Below are 21,508 nucleotides of genomic sequence, written 5' to 3' on the forward strand. Positions count from 1 at the left end.
TTCAGCCCAGCGCCTGCGCGGCGAGGCCAAAGGCCTTGACGGTATCGCCCGAAACCGGTGCGGGGCCAAGCGCCATGACGGTAACCCGGCCGACCTGAGGCAGGCCCTGCTCCTCGAGCCAGGGACCGAGCCCGGATTCTTCGGGAATGTCGATGCGACAGAAGCTGCCCGATTGCGTGCCCAGCCAGTGCGAGATCAGCGCTTTGGCTCCGTCGGCATCGGGGGCGACGACTGGCGCGATGGCCCATCCACGCCCAAAACGGCGCAACACGGCAAAGCCGGACTGCTCATGTTCATGGGACAGCACCACGGTATTGCCTTCGGCGAGGAAGGCATCGAGCAGGACCTTGCGGTCCATTCCTGTCGCTGCAGCATAGAGCGCATTGAGGGCTTCGCCATCGGTCGCGCCCATCGGCCGCACCCGTTCACCCGGGCGCAGCTGGACCAGCGGCTGTGCGGATGCGATGGCCTGATGCTGGCAGACGGCACCGAGTTCGACAAAACCCATCTTGCGGTAGAGCGGCAAACCTGCGGCGGTGGCATTGAGGAGGATGGTGCGGCCCTGCAGCCGTTCAAGCATCGTATCCATGAGCTGTCGGCCGAGGCCCTTGCCCTGCAAGGCGTTGGTGACGATCACCATCCCCAGGGTCGCAAAGCTTTCGCCAAAGCGCCAGCCCATAACGGTGCCGACAACCTTGCCATCAAGCTCCGCGACCACGCCTTCGCCAATCGAGAAAAACAGTGCGAGATCCTCCTCGCGATGAGGCCATTGCTGTTCGATGCACAGTTCGGCGGCGGCGAGAACGTCTTTGCTGGTCATGTCGCGCATGACGATCTGTGCCGCGTCCGGAACTGTCATCTCTTGCTCCCGCAATTTGCAATATTGGTGGCGCAGGCGATGCGCCTCGATGCTGCTGGTCTAGCCAGCCCCGATCAACAGAAATTGCCGGTTTTATATAGGATTCGGAACATTATCGCGCAGATTTGCACCGCTTCGTCGTATCTGTGGCGCAAGTGCCGGCATAGACTGCCGCGACACATAGAGAGACCGGAACCCGCAGATGAGCCCGTTCGATCCCGACACGATCCGTCCCGCGCTGGCGGCCAATTTCATCGGTGGCACAACGGTTACCGGGCGTGGGCGGAGCTTTGCCGTGATGCGCCCGTCGGACGGCGGCCTGCTGGGAGAGCTGCGCTCCGCCGACGCGCAGCAAGTGGCCGATGCGGTAGAAGATGCCGTACGGAGTCAGAAGACCAGCGGCTGGGGCACGATGGAACCGCGCGGGCGCATGCGCCTGCTGCGCCGATGGGCCGATCTGATAGAGGCCGATTCCGGAACGCTCGCTCCGATGGAGGCTGCAGGGTCGAGCCGGACACTGCGTGAAATCCTCGCTTGGGACCTGCCCTATACCGCCGAGTGCATCCGCTTTTTCGCCGAGTTTGCCGACAAGCACGGCGGCGAGATCGGAGCGACCACGCCCGACAAGCTGGGTTTCACGCTGACACAGCCCTATGGGGTGGTGGCGGCGATAGCACCGTGGAATCTGCCGCTGGTCATGGCTGCTTGGAAGCTTGGCCCTGCACTCGCGGCAGGCAATGCGGTGGTGCTCAAACCGTCCGAACTAACGCCGTTCTCGGTCGTGCGGCTGGCCACGCTGGCGGTGGAGGCGGGTATTCCGGCGGGCATCTTCAACATCGTGCAAGGTGGCGGGGCCGACATCGGCGACGGGCTGGTGCGGAATGAAGGCGTAGGCAAGGTGAGCTTCACGGGTTCCACGCGCACCGGCCGCGCGATCATGGCCGCCTGCGCCGAAGCCGGGCCGAAACCCTCGACTCTGGAACTGGGCGGCAAGAGCCCGCAGGTGATCTTCGCAGATGCCGATCTCGGCAAGGCCTCAGCACTGGTGGCCCGCGCTATCACGCTCAACGCCGGCCAGGTCTGCGTCGCCGGATCAAGGTTGCTGGTTCACGAAAAGGTGCGCGACGAAGTGGTCGAGCGCCTGACTGCCGCATTTCAGGCGCACAGTATCGGCCCGACCTGGGACGAACGAACGACGATGGGCCCGATCATCTCCGAAGGCCAGCTGGCGCAGATAGACGGCGTGGTTCAGCGCGCCCGTGCCGGGGGGGGCGAAGCCGTGACCGGGGGAGCGCGCGCCTCGGCGCCGCAATCGGGCAGCTATTACCAGCCTACGCTGTTGACGAACGTGGCGGCGGATAGCGAGGCCGTGCAGGGCGAGATCTTCGGTCCGGTGTTGACCGTGCAGTCCTTCGCCGACGAGTCGGAAGCCTTCGCGCTCGCCAACGGCACGCGCTATGGCCTCGCCGCAGGCGTCCACACCAGCGATCTTTCGCGTGCGCTGCGGGCGGTCCGCGCGCTCGATGCCGGGACCGTCTGGGTCAACCGCTATGGCCGCTCGGACGATTTCATCCTGCCGACCGGGGGCTTCAAGCAATCGGGCGTGGGCAAGGATCTGGGCCGCGAGGCCTATCTTGCCTCGTGCAAGGTGAAGACCGCGCTGATCCAGATCTGAAAAACGAGCTCGTCGCTCCTTCGCTTCCCCAGCGTTGCCGGTTCAATTTCCGCGATTGTTCTTCGGACAGTCAGGAAGATCAGGCTGAGGCAAAGCGCCCGATCGAATAGGCTCCGATCGGAATGTCGGTGTGCCCGGTGACGATCAGTTCGGCCATCGTTTCGCCGACGCCCGGGCCAATCTGGAAACCCGAGCCGGAGAAGCCGAAGGCATAGAATAGGCCTGGCACGGTGTTGCTCGGCCCCATTACCGGCAAGCTGTCGTCGGTATAGCCCTCGATGCCGGTCCAGACGCGGATGACCTGCAGCTTCGCCAGCGCCGGCGCGAGGCGGCGCAGATGGTGGAATTGAGTCATGCTGTTCCGTGGCATGACATAGGAGCGGTATTCGTCCGGATAGGACGGGGCTCGGATGGAGCCACCAAGGATTACGTTGCCGCGCGCGACCTGCCGGAAATAGACGGTCTCGACTTCGTCCGGGGTCATCACGCCGACTGCGGGAAGAATCGAATAGGGTACCGGTTCGGTCACGCTCATCGTCGGTGCGCGGGGGGTGAGCGTCAGAGACTCGCCAAACTGGCTCACGATATTTCCAGCCCATGCACCGGCCGTTACAAGCAGGGTCGGCGCGCGGAAGCGGCGGCCGTCTTCGGCTTCCAGGACGAAGTCCTCGCCGACCTTGGCTGCATGAACGATCTTCGTATCTTCGACCACCTGCGCGCCCAGCTTCATCGCCGCGCGGGCAAAGGCAGGTGCGGCAAGGCGCGGGTTGGCATGACCGTCCAGCGCGGAATGCGATCCCGCCAGCACCTCGGGGCCGAGCCACGGGAACCGCGCGCGCAGTGCATTGCCGGAAAGCAGTTCGAGATCGAGCCCTTCCTCGCGCGCCTGTGCGGCATATTCCTCCATCCTGCCCACATTTTCGGGCCGGTCGCGAAAACAGACGCGGATGTGGCCGTTCTGCAGATATTCCACATCAGATCCGAGCAGTTCGCCGGCCTGCCGCCAAATGCGACTGGCCCGGTTGGCCAACGGCAGCTGAAAGATCGGGCGCCCCTGCCGGCGAACATTGCCGAAATTGGTTCCGCTCGCCTGACGCCCGACCTTGTCCGTTTCCAGCAGGATCACCGAACGGGCGCGCTGTGCGAGGAAGAACGCGGCGGAGCAGCCCATCAAGCCGCCGCCGATGATCGCGACGTCTGCCGTGGCTTCAGGTGCGCTCATGCGTCGGTCCTAGCCGTGGCGACCGGAATCGGCTTGACCGGCGCCTGCCCGCGCAGGCGGCCTGCCTTTTCCAGCGGCTCTCCGCGCAAGGCAGAGATGACCTCTGCCGAGGCATTGCTGCAATAGCGCCCCTGACAGCGGCCCATGCCAACGCGGCTGAAGGCCTTGGCGCGGTTGGTTTCGGTCGCATGGGCGACATTGACGCTGGCCCGCAGGTCGGCGGCGGTCACCCCTTCGCAGCGGCAGAGGACGGTGCTGTCTGCCGTGTCCGCTACGAAACGGTGCGGCCAGGGAAAGGCCTCGGCGAGGCCTTCGGCGAAGCGCACATAGCGCGCGCGTTCGGCCAGAAGGTGGCGGCGGCGGTCTTGGTCGATGGCGTGGCCCATGTCGGCGAGAGCGGCGAGGGCGGCAAGCTCGCCGGTGACTTCGGCCGAGCGCGCGCCAAGGACCTTCGCGCCATCTCCGGCGAGATAGAGACCCGGTGCGCTGGCCCGACCGTCGGCGTCGATCTCGGGCAGCCACTGGCGGGTGTGGGGATCGAAGCTAAAGCTGGCGCGGGCAAGGTCGGCGATCTGGGTTTCGGGCCGCAGGTGCCAGCCCATCGCCACGGCATCGCATTCGAAATGCCGCAGCGTGCCCGAAGCTGTGCGGATGGTGACGCCCGAAACGCCGGTCTCGGGATCGCCGCTTATCGTCACGGGAGTCACGCCCGAGAGCACCGTCACGCCCGCACGCTTGAGACCGAACGTCAATGAAATGCCCTGCCAAAGCAGATCGGGTTGCGTGGCCAGCTTCGGCAGCGCTCTTACCCGGCCCGAAAGGGGCGAGGTATCGAGCACCGCGACGACATTCGCCCCTGCCTTCACATATTGCGAAGCGACATAGTAGAGCAGTGGCCCGGTACCCATGAACACCACCGCGCCGCCGATGCTGCAGGCCTGGGCCTTCAGGGCCACCTGCGATCCGCCCAGCGAGTAGCAGCCCGCCAGTTGCCAGCCCGGGACGGGGGCGAGCCGGTCGATCGCACCCGAACACACGATCAGGCGGTCATAGGGGATCGCTTCCGTCTCGCCCGCACGCGCTGCCCAAACCTGCCCTTCGGCGACGTTCCACACCAGTGTTTCGGGGCGATAGTCGATCTGCGACTGCAAGGCATCGAACCTGTCGTGCACGCCTCGTGCCCGGTGCGCATCCTTGCCGTAGAGCGTCTCATATGATCGCTTGAAACCTTCGGGCTGGCGGCGATAGATCTGCCCGCCCGACCGGGTGCCCTCGTCGATCACGATCGGGTGCAGGCCTACCCGTACCAGCGCTTCCGCCGCGTTCACGCCGGCCGGCCCTGCGCCAACGATTACCACACGGTCGGTCATGGAGCCACCGACCAGTCTGCCGTCAGTGGCCGCGTCGAGATCGCAAGGCCGTTTTCGACCATCGTGGAGCAGGCGCGCAAGGAATTGCCTTGGGCATCGCGAACCCAGCAATCCTGACAAGCCCCCATCAGGCAGAAGCCTGCGCGGCGCTCCGGCCCGAACTCGGCGCTGCGCAGGGCGAGCCCGCTGTCGAGCAGCGCCACCATAAGCGTATCGCCTTCAAGTGCTGTGATTTCGCTACCATCGACGGTCATCCGCACGCGCGCGCGGCCAGTTTCGTCAAGGCGGCGGAAGCGGCCGGTCATGCAGTCGGCTCCCTCAGTTCGTGGATGTCGTGATGGCACAGAAGGGCGAGACCTTCGCCCGTCCGCAAGGGGGGCGCTTCGGCGTCGCAGCGGCCGCGCAAGGCCACCGGACAGCGCGGCAGGAATCGGCAAAGGTCCGGCCCGGATTCCATCGGCATGACCGGCGCGCGTGTTACCGCCTGCTGCAGCCAGCCCGCGCGCATCTCGGGTACCGAATCCATCAGAACTCGGGTGTACGGATGATGGACACCCCGCGCAAAGGCGGCCGCATCCGACTGCTCCACCGCGGTGCCGCCATAGAGCACAAGCACTTTGTCGCAGAACGCGCGGACGGTTGAGATATCGTGGCTAATGAACAGGGTAGCGATGCCGAGTTCGCGGCGAAGCTCGTCGATCAGCTCGAGGATAGCCGCACCGACCACGGTATCGAGCGCGGATGTCACTTCGTCGCACAGCAGCACCTCTGGACGGGCGGCGAGGGCGCGGGCCAGGTTCACGCGCTGCTTCTGCCCGCCCGAAAGCTGACGGACATTGCGCGTTGCCAGTTCGGAGGGCAGGCGGATCAGATCGAGCAACCTCGCCACTTCCCGCTGTGCGTCTGCCCCTCTCAGTCCGTGGTAGAACGCCAGCGGCCGGGCCAGCGTCTGACCGACGCTGTGCATGGGATTGAGCGCGGTGTCGGCGTTCTGGAACACCAGTTGCACCCTCCGGAACTGTTCGCGGCTGCGACCTTCGAGGCTTCTTGGCAGCTCTTCGCCCCCTAAGCTGACCGATCCGGCGCTGCGTGGCAGAAGGCCGGCAATCACGCGGGCGAGCGTGGATTTGCCCGATCCGCTTTCGCCGATCACGCCGAGCGTCGCTCCTTTGGCCAGGCTTAGCGAAATGTCGCGCAGCACCGGCACCTTGCCATAAGCGGCATTGACGCCTGAGACCTGGAGCAGCGCATCCCCGTCAATGGCGGCCGGAGCTGTGCGGACCTTGGGGCGCGCGGCCGCCATAAGCGTGCAGGTATAGTCGTCGGCAGGTGCATGGAGCACCTGCGCCGCATCGCCCTGCTCCCGGGTGCGCCCCTGGTTGAGCACAAGAATCTGGTCTGCCATCTGCGCCACCACCGCCAGATCGTGGCTGACATAGATCGCCGTCGCGCCCACTGCGGCAATTGCCGCCTTGAAGGCTTTGAGCACCTCGACTTGCGTGGTCACGTCAAGCGCCGTGGTCGGCTCATCTAGGATCACGAGTTCCGGCCGCGTGATCAGCGCCATTGCCGCCATCAGCCGCTGAAGCTGCCCGCCGGAAAGCTGGTGCGGATAGCGCGCCCCGATGGTCTGCGGGAACGGCAGCGCCAGCACACGGAACAGTTCCACAGCGCGCGCTTCAGCCTCGGCCTTGCCCGCCAGTCCATGGACCAGCAAGGGCTCGGTCACCTGTGCCATGATCGTACGCGAAGGGTTGAAGGCCGAAGCGGCACTCTGCGCCACATAGGAAACGCGCCGGCCGCGCAGCGTCCGGAGGCCTGCCTCATCTAGCTGGTCGACCCGCGTATCGCCTAGCCACACCTCGCCGGAGATCGTCGCGCCGAAGCGCGAATAGCCCATCAGCGCCAGTGCGATCGTCGTCTTGCCGGACCCGGATTCCCCAATCAGCGCGAGAACCTGCTCGCGCGCAATCTCGAACGAGACGTCCTGAACAATCGCTTTTTCACCTGCGACGATGCGCAAATTCTTGACCGATACATGCGCGTTCATCCCTCCGTCTCCAAGGGCTTGAGCGCATCGATCAGCAGGTTCGCGCCGACCGTCAGCGTGGCGATGGCGATGGCGGGCACAATGATCGCGGGCGCGCCTTCGGTAAGCCCCGAGATGTTCTCGCGTACCAGCGAGCCGAGGTCCGCATAGGGCGGCTGCACCCCAAGGCCGAGGAACGACAGGCCAGATAGCAGCAGCACGATGAACACGAAGCGCAATCCGAGATCGGCCAGCAGCGGGTGGATCATGTTGGGCAGCACCTCACGCAATGCCACATGCCATCCCCCTTCGCCTCGGGCTCGTGCCACGGTAACGAAATCGAGTGCGACCACGTTGACCGCCAGCGCCCGGGCAATGCGAAAATTGCCCGGGACATAGGTAACCGCCGTGATCGTCAGCAGCAGGCCGAGCGAGGAGCCGAATGCCGCAACCATGACCAGCGCGAAGATCTTCGAAGGGATCGAGATCAGCGTGTCCATCACACGTGAAAGCACCTCGTCCACCCAGCCTCCGCAGACGGCAGCAGTCAGCGCAAGTGCGGTTCCGCCAAGACAGGCCAGCAGCGCCCCGCCAGCGCCAAGGAACACGGTATAGCGCGCAGCCCATAACAGGCGGCTCAGCACATCGCGGCCGAGATAGTCGCTGCCCAGCGGAAACCGCGCAGACAGGCCCGAAAAAACCTCGAAGTCGACGAAGGCCCCCACCGGATGCGGGGCGAGCGCAGGTCCGGCCAGGGCTATCGCCAGCCACATCAGTACAAGGCCGAGCCCGATCCGGCCCGAAAGCGGCAATGCGCGTGCGAGGGAGATCAGCGGTCTCACTGCGCGCGCAGCCTTGGGTTGGCGAGGATCGCGATTGTATCGGCCAGCAGCATGAGAGCGAGATAGACCGCACAGAAGATCATTGCGCAGGCCTGCAGCAGCGGCATGTCGCGGCTGGTCACCGCATTGACCATCAGGCTGGCAAGCCCGGGAAAGTTGAAGATCGTCTCCACGATGATCGCCCCGCCCATCAGGTAGGACAGCGACAGTGCCACCGCATTGACGATCGGTCCGACTGCATTGGGCATGACGTGGACCAGGACGATGCGGCGAAACGGCAGGCCCTTCAGCCGCGCCATTTCCACATAGGGCTGGTCAAGCTGGTCGGCCACCGCCGACCGCGTCATCCGCGCCATTTGTGCAACCACGACGACCGTGAGTGACAGCACCGGCAAGGCGCAGGAGCGCAAGCTGTCCCACAGGCTTGCCTCTTCGTTGACCAGCGCGATGGAGGGCAGCCATAGGAGTTTGACCGAGAACACCAGCACGCCCAGCGTCGCCACCAGGAATTCGGGCATTGCCACCGCAGAAAGCATCGCGAGATTCAGCCCCCGGTCCAGCCGTCCGCCGCGATTGATGGCGGAAGCAATGCCGATGGTAAGCGCCAGAGGCACCGAAAGCAGCGCCGTGAAGCCCGCCAGCATCAGCGAGTTGGGCAGCCGTTCGGCAACGACATCGCGCACAGGCATGCCGGCGACCAACGACAGGCCGGGATCGCCCTGCACCATGCCGCGCAGCCATTCCAGGTAGCGTGTCAACGCCGGTCGATCGAGACCCATCTCGTGGCGCAGTGCAGCTACCTGTTCGGGGGTAGCGCTCTGCCCCAGGCTTTCCTGCGCAGCATCGCCGGGCAGGAGGCCGGAAATGGTGAAGACCACTGCTGAAACCAGAAGCAGCGTCAGCGCCGAAGAAGCGATGCGCTTGCCCACCAGCCGCAGTACGCCGGACAGCGCGGAGCGAGGAGATTCAGCCGTCGCCATCAGCCATTCCACCACACATGTTCGGCAAACTGATAGCCCATCAGCCCACCCAACGGCACCGAGGTGAGGCCACCCAGCCGCTTGTCGAACGCATCGATCAGCGTGATGAACACCGGGATCGCCACGCCGCACTTGCCGTGCACGATCTGCTGCATCTCGCCATATATCTCGCGGCGCAGGCCCTCGTCGGTTGCCCCGCGCGCTTCCACCAGCAGCCGGTCGAACCGTTCGTTCTTCCAGCCGCTTTCGTTCCAGTCCGCATCGGACTTGTAAAACAGGCTGAAGACCAGATCCGCTGTCGGGCGCGGATTGGTGTTACCGAAGCCCAGAGGGTGCTTCATCCAGTGGGTGGACCAGTAGCCATCGGCAGGCACGCGGTTCACCGCCAGTTCCAGCCCTACCCGCGCGCCATATTCCTGCAGGATCGAGGCCATGTCGACCGAACCTTCGGCTGCGGGCGAAGCGTAGATCGGCAGGCGCACGCCTTTCAGCCCGCTGCGCGCCAGATGCCATCTGGCCCTGTCGAGATCGAGCTTGGTCTGCGCAATGTGCGGGTTGAAATAGGGGTGGAAGGGCGGGATCGGATGATCGTTGGCGATCGTTGCGTAGTTACGGAACAGCGCACGCTTGATCAGCGGACGGTCGAACAGATGCTTGATCGCCATCACGAAGTCGGGATTGCCGGTCGGCAGCCGGTCCTGCCGCAATATCAGATCGGAATAAAGGCCCGATGGCGTTGCCAGCACCCGGTGCGCAGGCGATGTGTCCACCCGCTTCGTCGATCGCGGGTTGAGCGACATGATCAACTGCACATCGCCTGAAAGCAGCGCGTTCACTCGGCTGACTTCATCGGGAATGGCGATCAGTTCGATCCGGTCGAGCCAGGCTTTGCCTGGCACCCAATAGTCCTCGTTGCGCACAACCTCAGTACGTACGCCGGGCTTGAACTGGGCGAGGCGATAGGGGCCGGTACCGTTGCCCCCGGGTTTCGCCTCGCCCGCGCGCACGATCAGGAAATGCGATTGCGAAAGGATCGCCGGCAGATCGGCATTTGCTCCGTGCAGGCGGATCACAACGCCGTAGCGTCCATCGGGCCGCACTTCGGCGAATTGCCGGGCAATCGTCGCCATCTTCGATCCCAGTGCGGGATCGGCATGGCGGCGCAACGACCACACGACGTCGGCGCTGGTCAGTTCGGCACCATCATGAAACCGCACGCCCTTGCGCAGGGTAAAGTGCCAGATCACGCGATCGGCGCTGTCGAAACGTTCTGCAAGTTTGGGCCGCGCGATCAGGTCTGCTCCGGTTGCGGTCAAGCCGCTGTAGAGCATGAAGTGGCGCAGATAATCGGTCGAATGGCTGGCCTTGGCCGGATCGAGCGTATCCGAAGTGGAGGCAGATTGCCCCGCCACGCAGATCGATCCGCCGCGCCTCGGTGCCGCGCTTGCGATAGTGCCGGGTAGCGTCAGCGCACCTGCCGCGGCAAGGCCCGAACCGATCAAGGCGCGGCGTGTCAGGCCCATCAGTGCAGCCAGTCCTGCAGCCGGTACCACGCCCCCACCATCGGCAGGAACCAGGGCTTTCCCAAATGGCCGGGAATTGCGGGCCATGAAAGCTCGGTAAAGGGATTGGCCGAAGGATCGCCGCCCATGACCCTTGCCATGTGCTGGCCCATGGCGGTCGCCATCTGCACGCCGTGACCGCTGTAGCCCATGGCGTAGAACAGTCCGTCATGTTCTCCCGCGCGCGGCAGGCGGTCTGCCGTCAAGTCAATCGCTCCGCCCCAGCAGGCGGCGACTCCGGTGCCCGCAAGGTCGGGGAACAGTTCGCGCAGCTTCGCCTCGAGCACGCGGCCCGATTTGGCATCCGACGTGGGATTCGACAGTGCAAAGCGCGCCCGCCCGCCAAAGATCAGGCGGTTGTCGCCGGTAAGCCGGAAATAATTGCCGACAATCCGGCTCGTCACATAATTGCGCCGCGTCGGGAACAGATGGTGCGCCAGGCTGGCAGAAAGCGGCTCGGTGGCGATCACGAAACTGCCCACGGTCACGATGCGGCGGCGAAACCAGCCGAATGGCGCGTAAGGGCTGTTACCCCCTGTCGCAATCAGCACCTGCCTTGCCTGCGCGCGCCCGCGCGGGGTCGTCAGGCTCCAGCGGGCGCCAGACCGTTCGATCGCTTCGACCGGCGCGCTCTCCCAGACCCGCGCGCCGGCCCGCACCGCCGCTTCGCCAAGGCCTGCGCCCAGCTTGCCGGGATGGAGTTGCGCGCTCGTCGTCTGCACGAGCGCACCGTGAAACCCCTGCGCGTGAATTTCGGAAGAAATTTCACCGGGCCCGACAAGTTGGACGTTGGGGTCGACCTCTTTGCGCAGCAGCGCGTGAGCGGCTTCCAGCTTGGGGAAATGCTCGGGCTTGGCGGCCAGCTTGGCCCGGCCGCAGCGGATGAAATCGCAGTCGATCCCCTCGCGCGCCGTAATCCGCTCCACGGTTTCAACCGCGTCCACATGCGCAAGATACCACTTGCGCGCCAGATCGATGCCATGTGCCGATGCCAGCGCGCCGAAATCATGCGCGGTCCCGGCATTGCACTGCCCGCCGTTGCGTCCCGACGCCGCCCCAGCAATGCGACCTCCCTCCAGCAACATGACATTTGCTCCGCTGCGCGCGAGCTCCAGTGCGGCGGAAAGCCCCGTAAAGCCGCCGCCGATGACGGCAACGTCGCAATCGCCCTCGACGCGGCCCTGCTCGCCACCCGCAAAGGGGGGCGTGCTTTGTTGCCAGTAGGAGAGCGATTGCGGCTGCATCGCTCAGAGGCCGACAACCGCGGGCAGTGCGCCGATGTGCGGGATTTCGACATCGCGATAGTTGGCGTTCGAAGGCTCATGCCCGCGCCCGACGAATACGCGGCAGCCAAAGCCGAGGTCCGTCGCCGTGTTCTGGTCATAGCGGAAGCTGGAGGACACATGCATGCCGACTTCCGGACCCATGCCCAGCTGATCGAACATATATTCGAAAGCCTGCATACGCGGCTTGTAGGCCTGCGCGCTTTCCGCAGTGCAGACCTTGTGGAAGGTCGCGCCCAGCATGCCCACGTTCGACATGATCTGGCTGTTCATGGCGTTGGAAAGGATCACCAGCGGGATCTTGTCGCAAATCTTGGAGAGGCCACCCGGGACGTCGTCATGAGGGCCCCAGGTCGGCACCGCCTCATAAACCGCATTGGCGTCTCCCTCGCGGAATTCCACGCCCCACTTCTTCGAGCAGCGCTCGAGCGAATTGGCGATCACGTCGCGATAGGGCTTCCACGCGCCCAGTACTTCGTCAAGGCGATAGGCCCCCCAGTCCTTGCAGAACTTCGGCAGGGCCTCGGGCGGAAGGCGATCAGCATAGAAGCCGATGGCCATATCGGTCATGCGAAAGCGGGTCAGCGTGCCATAGCAGTCGAAGCTGATGAACTTGGGGGTGAAGACGGCGGTGCTCATGACAGGCGATCGATCCCTCTTGTGGGCCATCCGGGCAAGCCCGGGAAGCGGTCTGCGATGTTACAAGATCACCACCCCCTAAGCGGAACTTGCACCCGTTCGTTGCTTTGAGAAACCATCCCGGGCACTTTTTGCGGCAGGTTCACGGCATGACATGCCGTGCCTCAATAGCCGCGCGTCCGGTCCACCTCGCCCAGCAGCGGCTCGCCAGCCAGGAGGCGCAGCACATTGTCGGCGAGCACTTCCCCGGCACTTGCATGGCGCGTCTCCGCAGCGACATGGGGGGTAAGGAAAACCGCGGGGTGGTCATAGAATGCGTGGCCCGGGGGCAAGGGCTCAGGCATTGCGACATCCAGCATCGCCGCGCGCAGTTGCCCGCTGTCTAGCGCGGCGATCAGGTCATCTGCCACCAGATGCCCGCCGCGCCCGACATTGATCACGGCACTGCCACGCGGCATGTTTTCAAAGGTTTCACGGCACAGAATGCCGCGCGTTTTATCGGTTAGCGGCAGCAGACAGACGAGGATGTCGCTTTGTGCCAGGAAGGCGTTCATCGCTTCTGGGCCGGCAAAGCAGGTCACATCTTCGATCATGTGGGCACTGCGGCTCCAGCCCGAAAGCAGAAAGCCCAGCGGTTTCAGCCTTGCCAGGGCGGCCTTACCCAGTTCGCCGAGCCCCATGACACCCACGCGGGTTTCTGCGGCAAGGCGCGTAGGACGATAGGTCCAGCGCCCGGCGCGCTGCTCGGCAAGGAAGAATGGGAGATCGCGATGCAGCGCAAGGCAGGCCATGGCGACATATTCCGCCATGCCGGTGATGATGCCGGGCTCTACCATACGCACCACGCGAACCTGCGGCGGAAGTGCAGAAATCGGCAATTGATCGATCCCCGCACCGACGCTGAACAGCATTTCAAGATTGGGAAACTGCGCAATGAAATCTGGCGGGACATTCCACGCGGCCAGATAGCGTATCTGCGCCGGATCCACGGCATCGCGCCCCCATCGCAAGAACGGCAATTGCGGTACGCGCGATGCCATGATGTCCGCCCAGATCGCGCCGCGCGCTTCAAGCCCGTGATAGAGAAACGTCATGTCTTCTGCGTTCCTTGGGTGGCGCGTCATGTCAATGTCGGCCGGTCAGGCAAGCGAACAGACGGAAGGGCAGGCAGGACGTGCCTGCCCGCCCTCCATATTCCTCCCGGCTCAGAAGGAGTATGTCGCGCGCACGTTGAACGCACGCGGCGCACCGGGCGCGATCCACAGCCGAGAGTAGGACGCGGCATAATATTGCTTGTCGAACAGGTTGGTCACGTCGGCAGTCACGCGGACGTTGTCGAGCGGTTCGTACGTCGCCATCAGGCGGGTCAACATGTAACCCGGCAGTTCGAACGTGCTCGCCGTTTCGCCGAGCCGCTCGCCGACATAGTTGATGCCTGCGCCGAGGGTGAAACGCTGGTCGCCGATCATGAAACCCTTGCTGACGATGAGGTTGGCGGCATGCTTGGGAATGTTGATCAGGCGGTCACCCGGGTTGATCGTCAGGCCGAAGTCCTTGTCGAGCGATCCGGTGGTCCAGGTGGCATCGAGATAGGCATATGTCGCTATCACGGTGATGTCGCCCGGCAGGTTGGCGTTGAGATCGAACTCGATACCACGTGAACGGGCCTCACCCCCGGCGATCGAAAACCCGGCATTGTTCGGATTCGGATCCGCCGTCAGGATGTTGTTCTTCTTCATCGTGAAGGCCGCCAGAGTGGCGCTGATCGTGTCGTCCGGTGCGGCAAAGCGCATGCCCACTTCATATGACCGGCTCAATTCTGGCGCAAAAGGATTGCCGGCAGCGTCCACGCCGCTGTTCGGGCGGAAACCCTCGCCGAAACCGCCATAGACCGAAACAGAATCTGTAGCTTTGTAGAGGATGCCCGCAGTCGGGTTGAACTGCTTCTGCGTAACATTGAACTCCCGGTTGTTGATCCGGTTGAGGATATGCTGGCGGAAGTTGTCATAACGAGCGCCGAAGCGCAGCTTGAGGCGGTCCGAGAGATCGACCTGGTCCTGGAAGTAGATGCCCCAGGCCTTCTGCTCTTCGTCGCTGTTGGTGATCACGGCATTGGGCACCGGACGATTGCCATAGACCGGATTGAACACGTTCACAGCATTGTTCGCGATGGTCAGCGCAGTGCCCGCTACATAATTGGGCGGACGGTAGCGGCTCTGAAACAGATCGATGTCGAACTTGTCGAAGTCCGCGCCCAGAAGCACATGATGCGTCAGGCCGGCGGTGTAGAGCTTGCCCGAAACTTCGCCACGCACCGAGAGGTTCGTGGTGTCATAGTCGCGCAGATTGCGCTGGCGGGTCAGGTTGGTGAAATCATTGTCGATCGCCTGCCGGCCGAGCGCAAGCTCAGCCTGCGTGCCGAAGCCGACAAAGCTGGTGTCGCGATAGCCCAGACCGGCGAGCAGATACCAGTCGCTGCTCAGCTTCTGTTCGAGCTGGAACTGGTGACCCAGCACCTTGACGTGAATCGGACCATCGCCCGGCTCGCCCAGAAAGCGCGAATTGGGAATGCGGCCCAGCACATTGTTGATCGCCAGCACGCCGCGATCGAAAGGTACCTTGTTGTCCACGAACTCCATTTCATAGGAGAGTTTCGTGCCATCGGCGGGCTTGAACAGGACTGATGGGGTCAGGACATAGCGGGTCTGCTTGATCGTATCGCGGAAGCTGTCGCCGTCCTGCGCAGCGCCGTTGAGGCGGATCGCCAGCGTGTCGGAGAGGGCGAGATTATAGTCCGCCTCGACCCGATAGGTGTTCCAGCTGCCACCCTGCACCGCAAGGGATCCGAACGACTTGTCGGTCTGGGCCTTCTTGGTGATGATGTTGACCGTACCGCCCGGCTCGCCACGGCCAAACACGGCACCATTGGGGCCTTTCAGGATTTCGATCCTCTCGATGTTTGAAGCATCGCGCGGTCCGCCATAACCGCGGCCACCATTGAACCCATTGACCAGGAAGCCCGACGGGAAGTTTTCGTCGCCCGCAAAGCCGCGGATGGCAAAGGCATCCCACAGGCCGCCGAAGTTGTTCTGGCGGGCAATGCCGCTCGAAAGGTCGAGCGCATTGTCCAGACGGGTAATGTTGAGGTCCTGCAGCGTCTTGGACTCGATCACCTGCACGCTCTGGGGAACGGCGGAAAGCGGCACGTCACCACGGTACTGCTGACGAAGGCCGATCACGATCATTTCGTCTGGCGAAGAGGTCGCTTCCTCGACATCAGGCGCAGTCTGCGCCTGCGCTACGGTCGGCATTGCTCCTGTTGCCACGCCGAAAAGCAGTGCGGCCTTCATTGCTGCTCCTGCTACGGGAAATTGTGTCTTCATAGCAACTTCACCCCCATTCCTGATGCGTAAGGTCTGATTTCGCGCCCCGTGTGACAATTTCAGATCAACAGAGAGCGAAATCGGCTGTCGAGCCGTCCTGCGTTTTATGTTTATTACGGAGAGACTATGGGGCTGCAGACGAATCTTGCATCGAACCGATCGGCCCTGACGGGTAAAGATTGTGAAATCCCGATGACACCGGCGTTTTATGCTGTCGCTGGATTGGAGCGATATCCGCTGACCAGGGCCGGAGTTATTGTCCCGTGCTACGGCTCTATCGCCTGTCGAGCCGCTAGAGATATTTGAGCCACCAGATATCCTTGCGGCGCTGCTTGACCCCGGTGAACCAGCGGGTCGGAAGATAGAGTGGCACCACAAGCAGGGCCGTCCAGATCCACAGCGTCGAAAGATTGTCCACGCCGAACACGGTGCCCTTGACCGGGCCGTACAGCGCCAGCGCCACGTGGTAGACCAGTTTCAGCATGTAGAGATGCAGGATATAGAAGAACATCGGTGCCCCACCGAGATGGGTGAGAGGCGGCAGCGCCGCGCTGTCTTGATATTTCTCGAACAAGGCCAGCAACAGTACGCCTGCGCCCAGCGTCGGCAGCAAGAACAGCAGCGAGGGCGGATATTTGGTCAGCGCAAGGAAGCTCATCACCGTGCGCAGCGGGGTGTCGCCCGTGAACCACGGCTTGTCACCATAGACATTGGCATAGCGGATCAGCACGAAGGCCGCGATCATGCCAAAGCCCAGCATCACCAGCCGCCGCAGTCGCAGGCCCGGATCGCTGCCCTTGCCGAACCACGGGCCAGCGGCGTAGCCCAGCAGGATCACCCCGATCCACGGCAGCACCGGATAGGTCGTCTTCGCAGTCAGACCTGCACCGAGATCGATCACGGTACGCTGATGCAGCACCGCCCAGATCGCATGGCCGCTGTCCTGCGACGTCAGCACGATAGGATCGAGCAGGTTGTGCAGGGTGCATATCGCAAGTCCGAGCGCGAATTGCAGCCCGCGCGGCAGGTGGATCAGCGCGGAAAGCGCCAGCATCGAAATGCCGATAGCCCAGATGACCTGCAACCAGAACCGCGCCGGAGGGAATCCGAAGGGCTGTGTCGGCCAGGCCAAGCAGATCACGGAGAGTTCCAGGAAAATCAAGAACAGCCCGCGCTTCAGCAGGAATTTGCTGACCTCCGTCTTCGTGTGCGACTGGCCATAGAGCCAGGCGGAAAGTCCGGTCAGCGCCACAAAGGTCGGCGCGCAAAAGGTTGAGAGCAACCGCGTGAAGAATAGCCCCGGATCGGTGGTGGTCGCATCAACGGGGTCGCTGACCGGCAGGTGAAGGAAGAAGGTCTCGCGCACATGATCCACCAGCATGAACAGCATGACGAGCCCGCGCAGCGCATCGATCGCCTGCAAGCGCGTCCGTGCCGTCGCGGGGGTGTCCGACGCTGATGCGGGCAAGGCGCTCGATGCAGAAACAGCCACAGATACGGGATGTGCAGTCATCGTGGCTCCCTTCGCCGATACATCGGTTGCGCAGTCACTCTTCCGCGTGCGGAAGCACGAACGAGAGCGACGCCGAATGCTCCATCCGCGTATATTTCGCCGGGTTGTCGCTCGGCGTTATCAGCACGCCCATGACCACATTGAGGCCCTGATTGCGCAGGGCAACCGTGGCGTAACCCTGCGCATCGGTGATTGCCTGCACATGATCGGGATCGTTGACAAAATCGGCGTGAATCGCAACGCCCGGAGCAGGTTTGGCGCCGAACCAGGCCCTTATGCGCAGCGGCTTGCCCATTTCCTGCGGGATTGCCGTGCCTTCGGGAACGATCTGCAGTCCATGCCCGGCCAGCAGCGGCACCGGCTGCTTCGGAAGGCTTGTCAGATGCACCGCATATTTGAAGTTATGCTCGGAAACCACCGCATCAGGCACCTCGTCGCGCCCCATATTGTGCCAAACCCCGGCCTTGTCCTTGCTCCACAGGCCATAGTCCATCGCAGCGGCAACCAGCGCCACTGGCCGATCGCTTTCAACCACCGGAATGGCGCCCGCCGCGCGCAGCTTGGTCGGCACCGGCTGGCCCATGGCATCCAGACCGACAATCGCATGGACTAGCGGCATGCGCTTCACCGCATCCAGATCATCGGCCCCTACGCCATAGACCAGCGCCAATTGCCGCGCCCGCTGGGCAAACCAGATACCGTGGGCCTGCGCAGCGCTGGCAGCAAGGGCTGCACAGATCAGGGATCCGCTGAAGATCGTCGCAAGCAATCGGGAACGTCTGCGCATCGCGTCTCTCCCGGGCCAAAGTGGCTCTGGATGATCAGGTTAGGCCGCCTGAACAGTCTTTCCTTTCGAACTCTGCCTTGTGACGGCAGCATTCTGTCGTGCTGCCTTGTGCAAATGGCGGATTCATACTGCAGACTTGGCTGCCTGCTCCGCAGCGCAATCCTGAGAGATCACTCGCCGCCCGCGCAGGAACGGCCCGGCAAGCCATTTGTGCCGGTAGGTTCTTGCGCTGCATGGCTGGCCGAGGGCGCATTCGAACGGGTGAGCATGAGCGGGCGACTGTCGCGGAGTCGGAGCGCTGTGGCCGTTTCAACGATGTATGGAGGCCCGAGCCGGAATCGAACCGGCATATACGGATTTGCAGTCCGCTGCGTCACCATTCCGCCATCGGGCCAGTGGAGCGGGCAAATGGCGGGGGCGGGGGGGATTGTCAACCGTCATTGGCAGCGATCTTCGTCTTTTGCCCAAATCCCCAGATCATGCTTGGCGGAAATGCGTCGAGGCGATAAAGCCTTGAAGCTGTCCGTACTGTATTGTATGGCTAAGACACTAAGTGGCAGGAAACCCAGTGACCGAGCAGAATTTCGAGCAGATGCGTCGCGCGATGGTGGTGAGCCAGCTCCGGACCACCGGGGTCAGCGATGCACGCGTCGTCACCGCCATGGGCGAGGTCGCGCGTGAGCGCTTCGTACCCGCGGACAAGGCCGCGATCGCTTATGCCGAAATCGCTCTGCCGCTGGGCCATGGGCGTTCGCTCAATCCGCCGATGGTGACCGGCCGTCTGCTCACGCGGGCGCAGATCGTGGCCGGAGACAGCGTGCTGCTCATCGGCGCGGCGACCGGTTATACGGCGGCCCTGCTCCTCGCGCTCGGCGCCAGCGTCGTCGCGGTGGAAGAGGACGAGGCGTTGTTCGCGCAGGGCAAGGCGGCCGTTCCGGGAGCCACTTGGGTCAAGGCGGCGCTGACCGCCGGCAGCAAGAAGGGCGCACCCTATTCGCTGATCCTGATCGATGGCGCCGTGGAGCAGCTTCCGCAGGCGCTGGTCGATCAGCTTGCGGATGGTGGGCGCCTGGTCGGCGCGCTGATCGAAAATGGCATCAGCCGACTGGTCTCGGGTGCGAAGGCGGGCAAGGGTTTCGGGACGACGGCGTTCGCCGACGCCGATGCCGCCATCCTTCCCGGTTTCGAGAAGCCTGCCGGATTCAGCTTCTGACAGGGATGTAACAGGTGACATCGAAGCTTGGGGGTAAAGCGGCAGGCCGTTTCCATATGTCCGCCGCGATGCTGGCGCTCGCCCTTTCGGCCGCGCCGGCCAGGGCCGAGACGCTGCGCGAGGCGCTAAGCCGCGCTTATGCTTCGAACCCGACGCTGACGGGTGCGCGGGCAGGGCTCCGCGCCACCGACGAAGGGGTCGAGATCGCGCGCGCTCCGGGGCTGCCCGATGTCGCCGCGACCGCTGGCTATAATGAGTTCGTCAAGCGCTCGGCCAACGCCTTCACCTTCCCCAAGCGCGCGCTGCAGGCCGGCGCGACCGTAACTGTTCCGATCTACCAGGGCGGCGGCATCCGCAATTCGATCCGCGCGGCCAAGGCGCGTGTCGAGCAGGGGCGGGCGAGCCTGCTGGGGACCGAGGCCAATGTGTTCACGATGGCCGTTGCGGCCTATATGGACGTCATCCGAGACACTGCGATCGTCAACCTCAACCAGGGCAATGTCAGCGTTTTGGAGACCAATCTCCAGGCGAGCCGCGACCGCTTCGAAGTCGGCGACCTGACCCGCACCGACGTGGCTCAGTCCGAAGCCCGGCTGGCCGGTGCGCGCGCCAATCTCCGCTCGGCACAGGCTCAGCTGGACGCCAGCCGGCAGACCTATCTCGAAGTGGTCGGCACCTTCCCCGACACGCTGGAGCCGCCGCCGGCACTGCCGGGCCTGCCGGCCAGCTCGGAAGATGCGGTCGAACTGGCGGTCGCCAACAACCCCGATCTTGCCGCAGCCCGTCAGGCGACGCGCGCCGCACAATATGACATCGGCGTTGCCGAAGCGACGCGGATGCCGCGCCTCCAGGCCTTCGGTCAGGGCGACTACACCGATTATCGGGGCACGCTCGCCGGTGGCCTTGCCGGTGTCGCGCAGATCGACAAGACCGCCACGGTCGGCCTCCAGGCGCAGATTCCGCTCTATCAGGGCGGCGAGCCGGCTGCGCGCGTCCGACAGGCGCAGGCGCGCAAGAGCCAGGCGATCGAGGCGGAGACGGCCGCCGAGCGTGCGGTGATTGCCGATGCCCGCATCGCCTATGCCCGCTACGAAGCGGCGTTGGGCGTGATCGACTCGTCGGAAGCGGCTGTCTCGGCGAACGAACTCGCGCTCGAAGGCGTTCGGGCCGAACAGGGTGTGGGTAACCGCAACCTGCTCGACGTTCTGAATGCCGAACAGGAACTGCTCAATTCGCGCTCGACGCTCGTCTCGGCCAAGCGCGATGCCTATGTCGCGGGCTTCGCGCTGCTCGCTGCCATGGGCCGCGCGCAGGCCAAGACTCTCGGGCTCGATGGCGGGTCGCTGTACGACCCGGTGTCGAACTATAAGCGGGTGCACGGACGGATCTGGGACTGGGACAGCGACCCAAGACCGAAGCCGGTCGCGACATCGACCCGGAAGGAACCGAGCGTTTCCGCAGTTCCCGCACACAGCGCTGTGGAAACGCCCGGAAAATAGCCTATATTCGGCCCATGGCCGAACCGCGTCCCGAACCGTCGATGGAAGACATATTGGCTTCCATCAAGCGCATCATTTCCGACGAACCCGCAGCTTCCAGGCCGATCGCACAACGGCAGGCGGCAACCACCCCGCCTGCGCCGGTTCCCCCGATGGCTGCGCCGAATCGGGCGCCCGCGCCTGCGCGCCTGCCGCTCGGGCAGGTGCCGCCGCCGGCCGATCGCGACCCGCCGCCGCCCTGGCCGATCCGCAGCGAGACGCCCCCCCCGCCGCCGCGTCCCCAGGTCCCCGACTCGATCCTCGAATTGACCGATGCGGTGCCCGAACCGGCGCCGGTTCCGCCGCGTCCCGCCGAAGCACGGCCGGTGCAGCGTGCCGTCGAGCGCTTGCGCCAGGCCGAGGCCGAAGCGCCCGCAACGGTGTCCCGCCCGGTGCCCCGCGACCTGCTGCCGCGCACGCCTGCGCCGCGCGCTGCGGGTGGCGACATCACGCTCGATGCGCTGGTCCGTGAGGCGCTGCAGCCGATCCTGACCCAGTGGGTCGAGCGCAACCTGCCCGAAATCGTCGAGCGCCTCGTTCAGGCGGAAATTCGTCGGATGATGGAAAAGGACGGCTGACGGCGGGCGCCACCATATCGCGGCGGTGACACGGT

The 21,508-nt window shown here is 64.2% G+C and carries 18 protein-coding genes and 1 tRNA gene; 4 read left to right on the top strand and 15 right to left on the bottom strand.

Going from position 1 to position 21,508, the window contains the following annotated elements; translation table 11 throughout:
* Window position 1: 1 nt before the first annotated feature.
* Window positions 2-829, bottom strand: coding sequence for a GNAT family N-acetyltransferase (locus ACNI3R_RS15415; protein ID WP_426184901.1), 828 nt, complete (start codon window positions 827-829; stop codon window positions 2-4).
* A gap of 232 nt (window positions 830-1,061) precedes the next feature.
* Between ACNI3R_RS15415 and ACNI3R_RS15420 the strand changes: the two genes are divergently transcribed.
* Window positions 1,062-2,534 carry an aldehyde dehydrogenase family protein gene (locus ACNI3R_RS15420; protein WP_426184903.1) on the top strand — a complete coding sequence of 491 codons (1,473 nt, stop codon included), beginning with the start codon at window positions 1,062-1,064 and terminating at the stop codon, window positions 2,532-2,534.
* 79 nt (window positions 2,535-2,613) lie between these two features.
* Here the strand turns inward: ACNI3R_RS15420 and ACNI3R_RS15425 are convergent, their stop codons facing one another.
* The 14 genes from ACNI3R_RS15425 to ACNI3R_RS15490 form a co-directional block, all read right to left on the bottom strand.
* Window positions 2,614-3,756: an NAD(P)/FAD-dependent oxidoreductase gene (locus ACNI3R_RS15425; protein WP_426184905.1), complete on the bottom strand. Its 1,143-nt coding sequence runs from the start codon at window positions 3,754-3,756 to the stop codon at window positions 2,614-2,616.
* Window positions 3,753-5,126, bottom strand: coding sequence for an FAD/NAD(P)-dependent oxidoreductase (locus ACNI3R_RS15430; RefSeq protein ID WP_426184907.1), 1,374 nt, complete (start codon window positions 5,124-5,126; stop codon window positions 3,753-3,755). The genes ACNI3R_RS15425 and ACNI3R_RS15430 overlap by 4 nt, the downstream gene beginning before the upstream one ends.
* Window positions 5,123-5,431 carry a (2Fe-2S)-binding protein gene (locus ACNI3R_RS15435; protein ID WP_426184909.1) on the bottom strand — a complete coding sequence of 103 codons (309 nt, stop codon included), beginning with the start codon at window positions 5,429-5,431 and terminating at the stop codon, window positions 5,123-5,125. The genes ACNI3R_RS15430 and ACNI3R_RS15435 overlap by 4 nt, the downstream gene beginning before the upstream one ends.
* Complete coding sequence (locus ACNI3R_RS15440; RefSeq protein ID WP_426184911.1) at window positions 5,428-7,176, bottom strand: ABC transporter ATP-binding protein; 1,749 nt, start codon at window positions 7,174-7,176, stop codon at window positions 5,428-5,430. Before ACNI3R_RS15440 ends, ACNI3R_RS15435 begins: the two co-directional genes overlap by 4 nt.
* A complete protein-coding gene (locus ACNI3R_RS15445; RefSeq protein ID WP_426184913.1) occupies window positions 7,173-7,997 on the bottom strand; it encodes an ABC transporter permease in 825 nt (274 codons plus the stop codon). Before ACNI3R_RS15445 ends, ACNI3R_RS15440 begins: the two co-directional genes overlap by 4 nt.
* Window positions 7,994-8,977, bottom strand: a complete 984-nt coding sequence (locus ACNI3R_RS15450; protein WP_426184915.1) for an ABC transporter permease — start codon at window positions 8,975-8,977, stop codon at window positions 7,994-7,996. The genes ACNI3R_RS15445 and ACNI3R_RS15450 overlap by 4 nt, the downstream gene beginning before the upstream one ends.
* Window positions 8,977-10,500 (bottom strand): ABC transporter substrate-binding protein, encoded by a 1,524-nt coding sequence (locus ACNI3R_RS15455; RefSeq protein ID WP_426185129.1) that lies wholly within the window; start codon window positions 10,498-10,500, stop codon window positions 8,977-8,979. Before ACNI3R_RS15455 ends, ACNI3R_RS15450 begins: the two co-directional genes overlap by 1 nt.
* Entirely contained in the window at window positions 10,500-11,783 is a 1,284-nt protein-coding gene (locus ACNI3R_RS15460) for an NAD(P)/FAD-dependent oxidoreductase (RefSeq protein WP_426184917.1), read from the bottom strand. The genes ACNI3R_RS15455 and ACNI3R_RS15460 overlap by 1 nt, the downstream gene beginning before the upstream one ends.
* Window positions 11,784-11,786: 3 nt before the next feature.
* On the bottom strand, window positions 11,787-12,461 hold the full coding sequence (locus ACNI3R_RS15465; protein ID WP_426184919.1) for a haloacid dehalogenase type II: 675 nt from the start codon (window positions 12,459-12,461) through the stop codon (window positions 11,787-11,789).
* Window positions 12,462-12,625: 164 nt separating this feature from the next.
* The gene (locus ACNI3R_RS15470; RefSeq protein WP_426184921.1) at window positions 12,626-13,555 is read right to left on the bottom strand and encodes a 2-hydroxyacid dehydrogenase; all 930 of its coding nucleotides are present in this window, start codon (window positions 13,553-13,555) and stop codon (window positions 12,626-12,628) included.
* A 111-nt stretch (window positions 13,556-13,666) separates the two neighbouring features.
* Window positions 13,667-15,811, bottom strand: coding sequence for a TonB-dependent siderophore receptor (locus ACNI3R_RS15475; protein WP_426184924.1), 2,145 nt, complete (start codon window positions 15,809-15,811; stop codon window positions 13,667-13,669).
* Window positions 15,812-16,136: 325 nt separating this feature from the next.
* Window positions 16,137-17,357, bottom strand: a complete 1,221-nt coding sequence (locus tag ACNI3R_RS15480; RefSeq protein ID WP_426184926.1) for a DUF1624 domain-containing protein — start codon at window positions 17,355-17,357, stop codon at window positions 16,137-16,139.
* 34 nt (window positions 17,358-17,391) lie between these two features.
* Window positions 17,392-18,126 (bottom strand): DUF4198 domain-containing protein, encoded by a 735-nt coding sequence (locus tag ACNI3R_RS15485; RefSeq protein WP_426184928.1) that lies wholly within the window; start codon window positions 18,124-18,126, stop codon window positions 17,392-17,394.
* A gap of 338 nt (window positions 18,127-18,464) precedes the next feature.
* Window positions 18,465-18,538: transfer RNA gene (locus ACNI3R_RS15490), tRNA-Cys, on the bottom strand.
* 174 nt (window positions 18,539-18,712) lie between these two features.
* On the opposite strand from ACNI3R_RS15490, the gene ACNI3R_RS15495 reads away from it, so the two are divergent.
* The 3 genes from ACNI3R_RS15495 to ACNI3R_RS15505 all read left to right on the top strand — a co-directional run bounded on the left by ACNI3R_RS15495 (window position 18,713) and on the right by ACNI3R_RS15505 (window position 21,473).
* On the top strand, window positions 18,713-19,357 hold the full coding sequence (locus tag ACNI3R_RS15495) for a protein-L-isoaspartate O-methyltransferase family protein (protein ID WP_426184930.1): 645 nt from the start codon (window positions 18,713-18,715) through the stop codon (window positions 19,355-19,357).
* A gap of 56 nt (window positions 19,358-19,413) precedes the next feature.
* Entirely contained in the window at window positions 19,414-20,856 is a 1,443-nt protein-coding gene (locus ACNI3R_RS15500) for a TolC family outer membrane protein (RefSeq protein WP_426185131.1), read from the top strand.
* Between the two features lie 152 nt (window positions 20,857-21,008).
* The gene (locus ACNI3R_RS15505; RefSeq protein ID WP_426184932.1) at window positions 21,009-21,473 is read left to right on the top strand and encodes a DUF2497 domain-containing protein; all 465 of its coding nucleotides are present in this window, start codon (window positions 21,009-21,011) and stop codon (window positions 21,471-21,473) included.
* The last annotated feature ends 35 nt before the right edge of the window (window positions 21,474-21,508 follow it).

It is taken from the genome of Rhizorhabdus antheiae (assembly GCF_049889055.1).
Classification (GTDB): domain Bacteria; phylum Pseudomonadota; class Alphaproteobacteria; order Sphingomonadales; family Sphingomonadaceae; genus Rhizorhabdus.

Coding starts and splice junctions, on each gene's coding strand:
- ACNI3R_RS15415 (WP_426184901.1), bottom strand. CDS start 829: ATGCGCGACATGACCAGCAAAGACGTTCTCGCCGCCGCCGAACTGTGC.
- ACNI3R_RS15420 (WP_426184903.1), top strand. CDS start 1,062: ATGAGCCCGTTCGATCCCGACACGATCCGTCCCGCGCTGGCGGCCAAT.
- ACNI3R_RS15425 (WP_426184905.1), bottom strand. CDS start 3,756: ATGAGCGCACCTGAAGCCACGGCAGACGTCGCGATCATCGGCGGCGGC.
- ACNI3R_RS15430 (WP_426184907.1), bottom strand. CDS start 5,126: ATGACCGACCGTGTGGTAATCGTTGGCGCAGGGCCGGCCGGCGTGAAC.
- ACNI3R_RS15435 (WP_426184909.1), bottom strand. CDS start 5,431: ATGACCGGCCGCTTCCGCCGCCTTGACGAAACTGGCCGCGCGCGCGTG.
- ACNI3R_RS15440 (WP_426184911.1), bottom strand. CDS start 7,176: ATGAACGCGCATGTATCGGTCAAGAATTTGCGCATCGTCGCAGGTGAA.
- ACNI3R_RS15450 (WP_426184915.1), bottom strand. CDS start 8,977: ATGGCGACGGCTGAATCTCCTCGCTCCGCGCTGTCCGGCGTACTGCGG.
- ACNI3R_RS15455 (WP_426185129.1), bottom strand. CDS start 10,500: ATGGGCCTGACACGCCGCGCCTTGATCGGTTCGGGCCTTGCCGCGGCA.
- ACNI3R_RS15460 (WP_426184917.1), bottom strand. CDS start 11,783: ATGCAGCCGCAATCGCTCTCCTACTGGCAACAAAGCACGCCCCCCTTT.
- ACNI3R_RS15465 (WP_426184919.1), bottom strand. CDS start 12,461: ATGAGCACCGCCGTCTTCACCCCCAAGTTCATCAGCTTCGACTGCTAT.
- ACNI3R_RS15470 (WP_426184921.1), bottom strand. CDS start 13,555: ATGACGTTTCTCTATCACGGGCTTGAAGCGCGCGGCGCGATCTGGGCG.
- ACNI3R_RS15475 (WP_426184924.1), bottom strand. CDS start 15,811: ATGAAGGCCGCACTGCTTTTCGGCGTGGCAACAGGAGCAATGCCGACC.
- ACNI3R_RS15480 (WP_426184926.1), bottom strand. CDS start 17,357: ATGACTGCACATCCCGTATCTGTGGCTGTTTCTGCATCGAGCGCCTTG.
- ACNI3R_RS15500 (WP_426185131.1), top strand. CDS start 19,414: ATGTCCGCCGCGATGCTGGCGCTCGCCCTTTCGGCCGCGCCGGCCAGG.
- ACNI3R_RS15505 (WP_426184932.1), top strand. CDS start 21,009: ATGGCTGCGCCGAATCGGGCGCCCGCGCCTGCGCGCCTGCCGCTCGGG.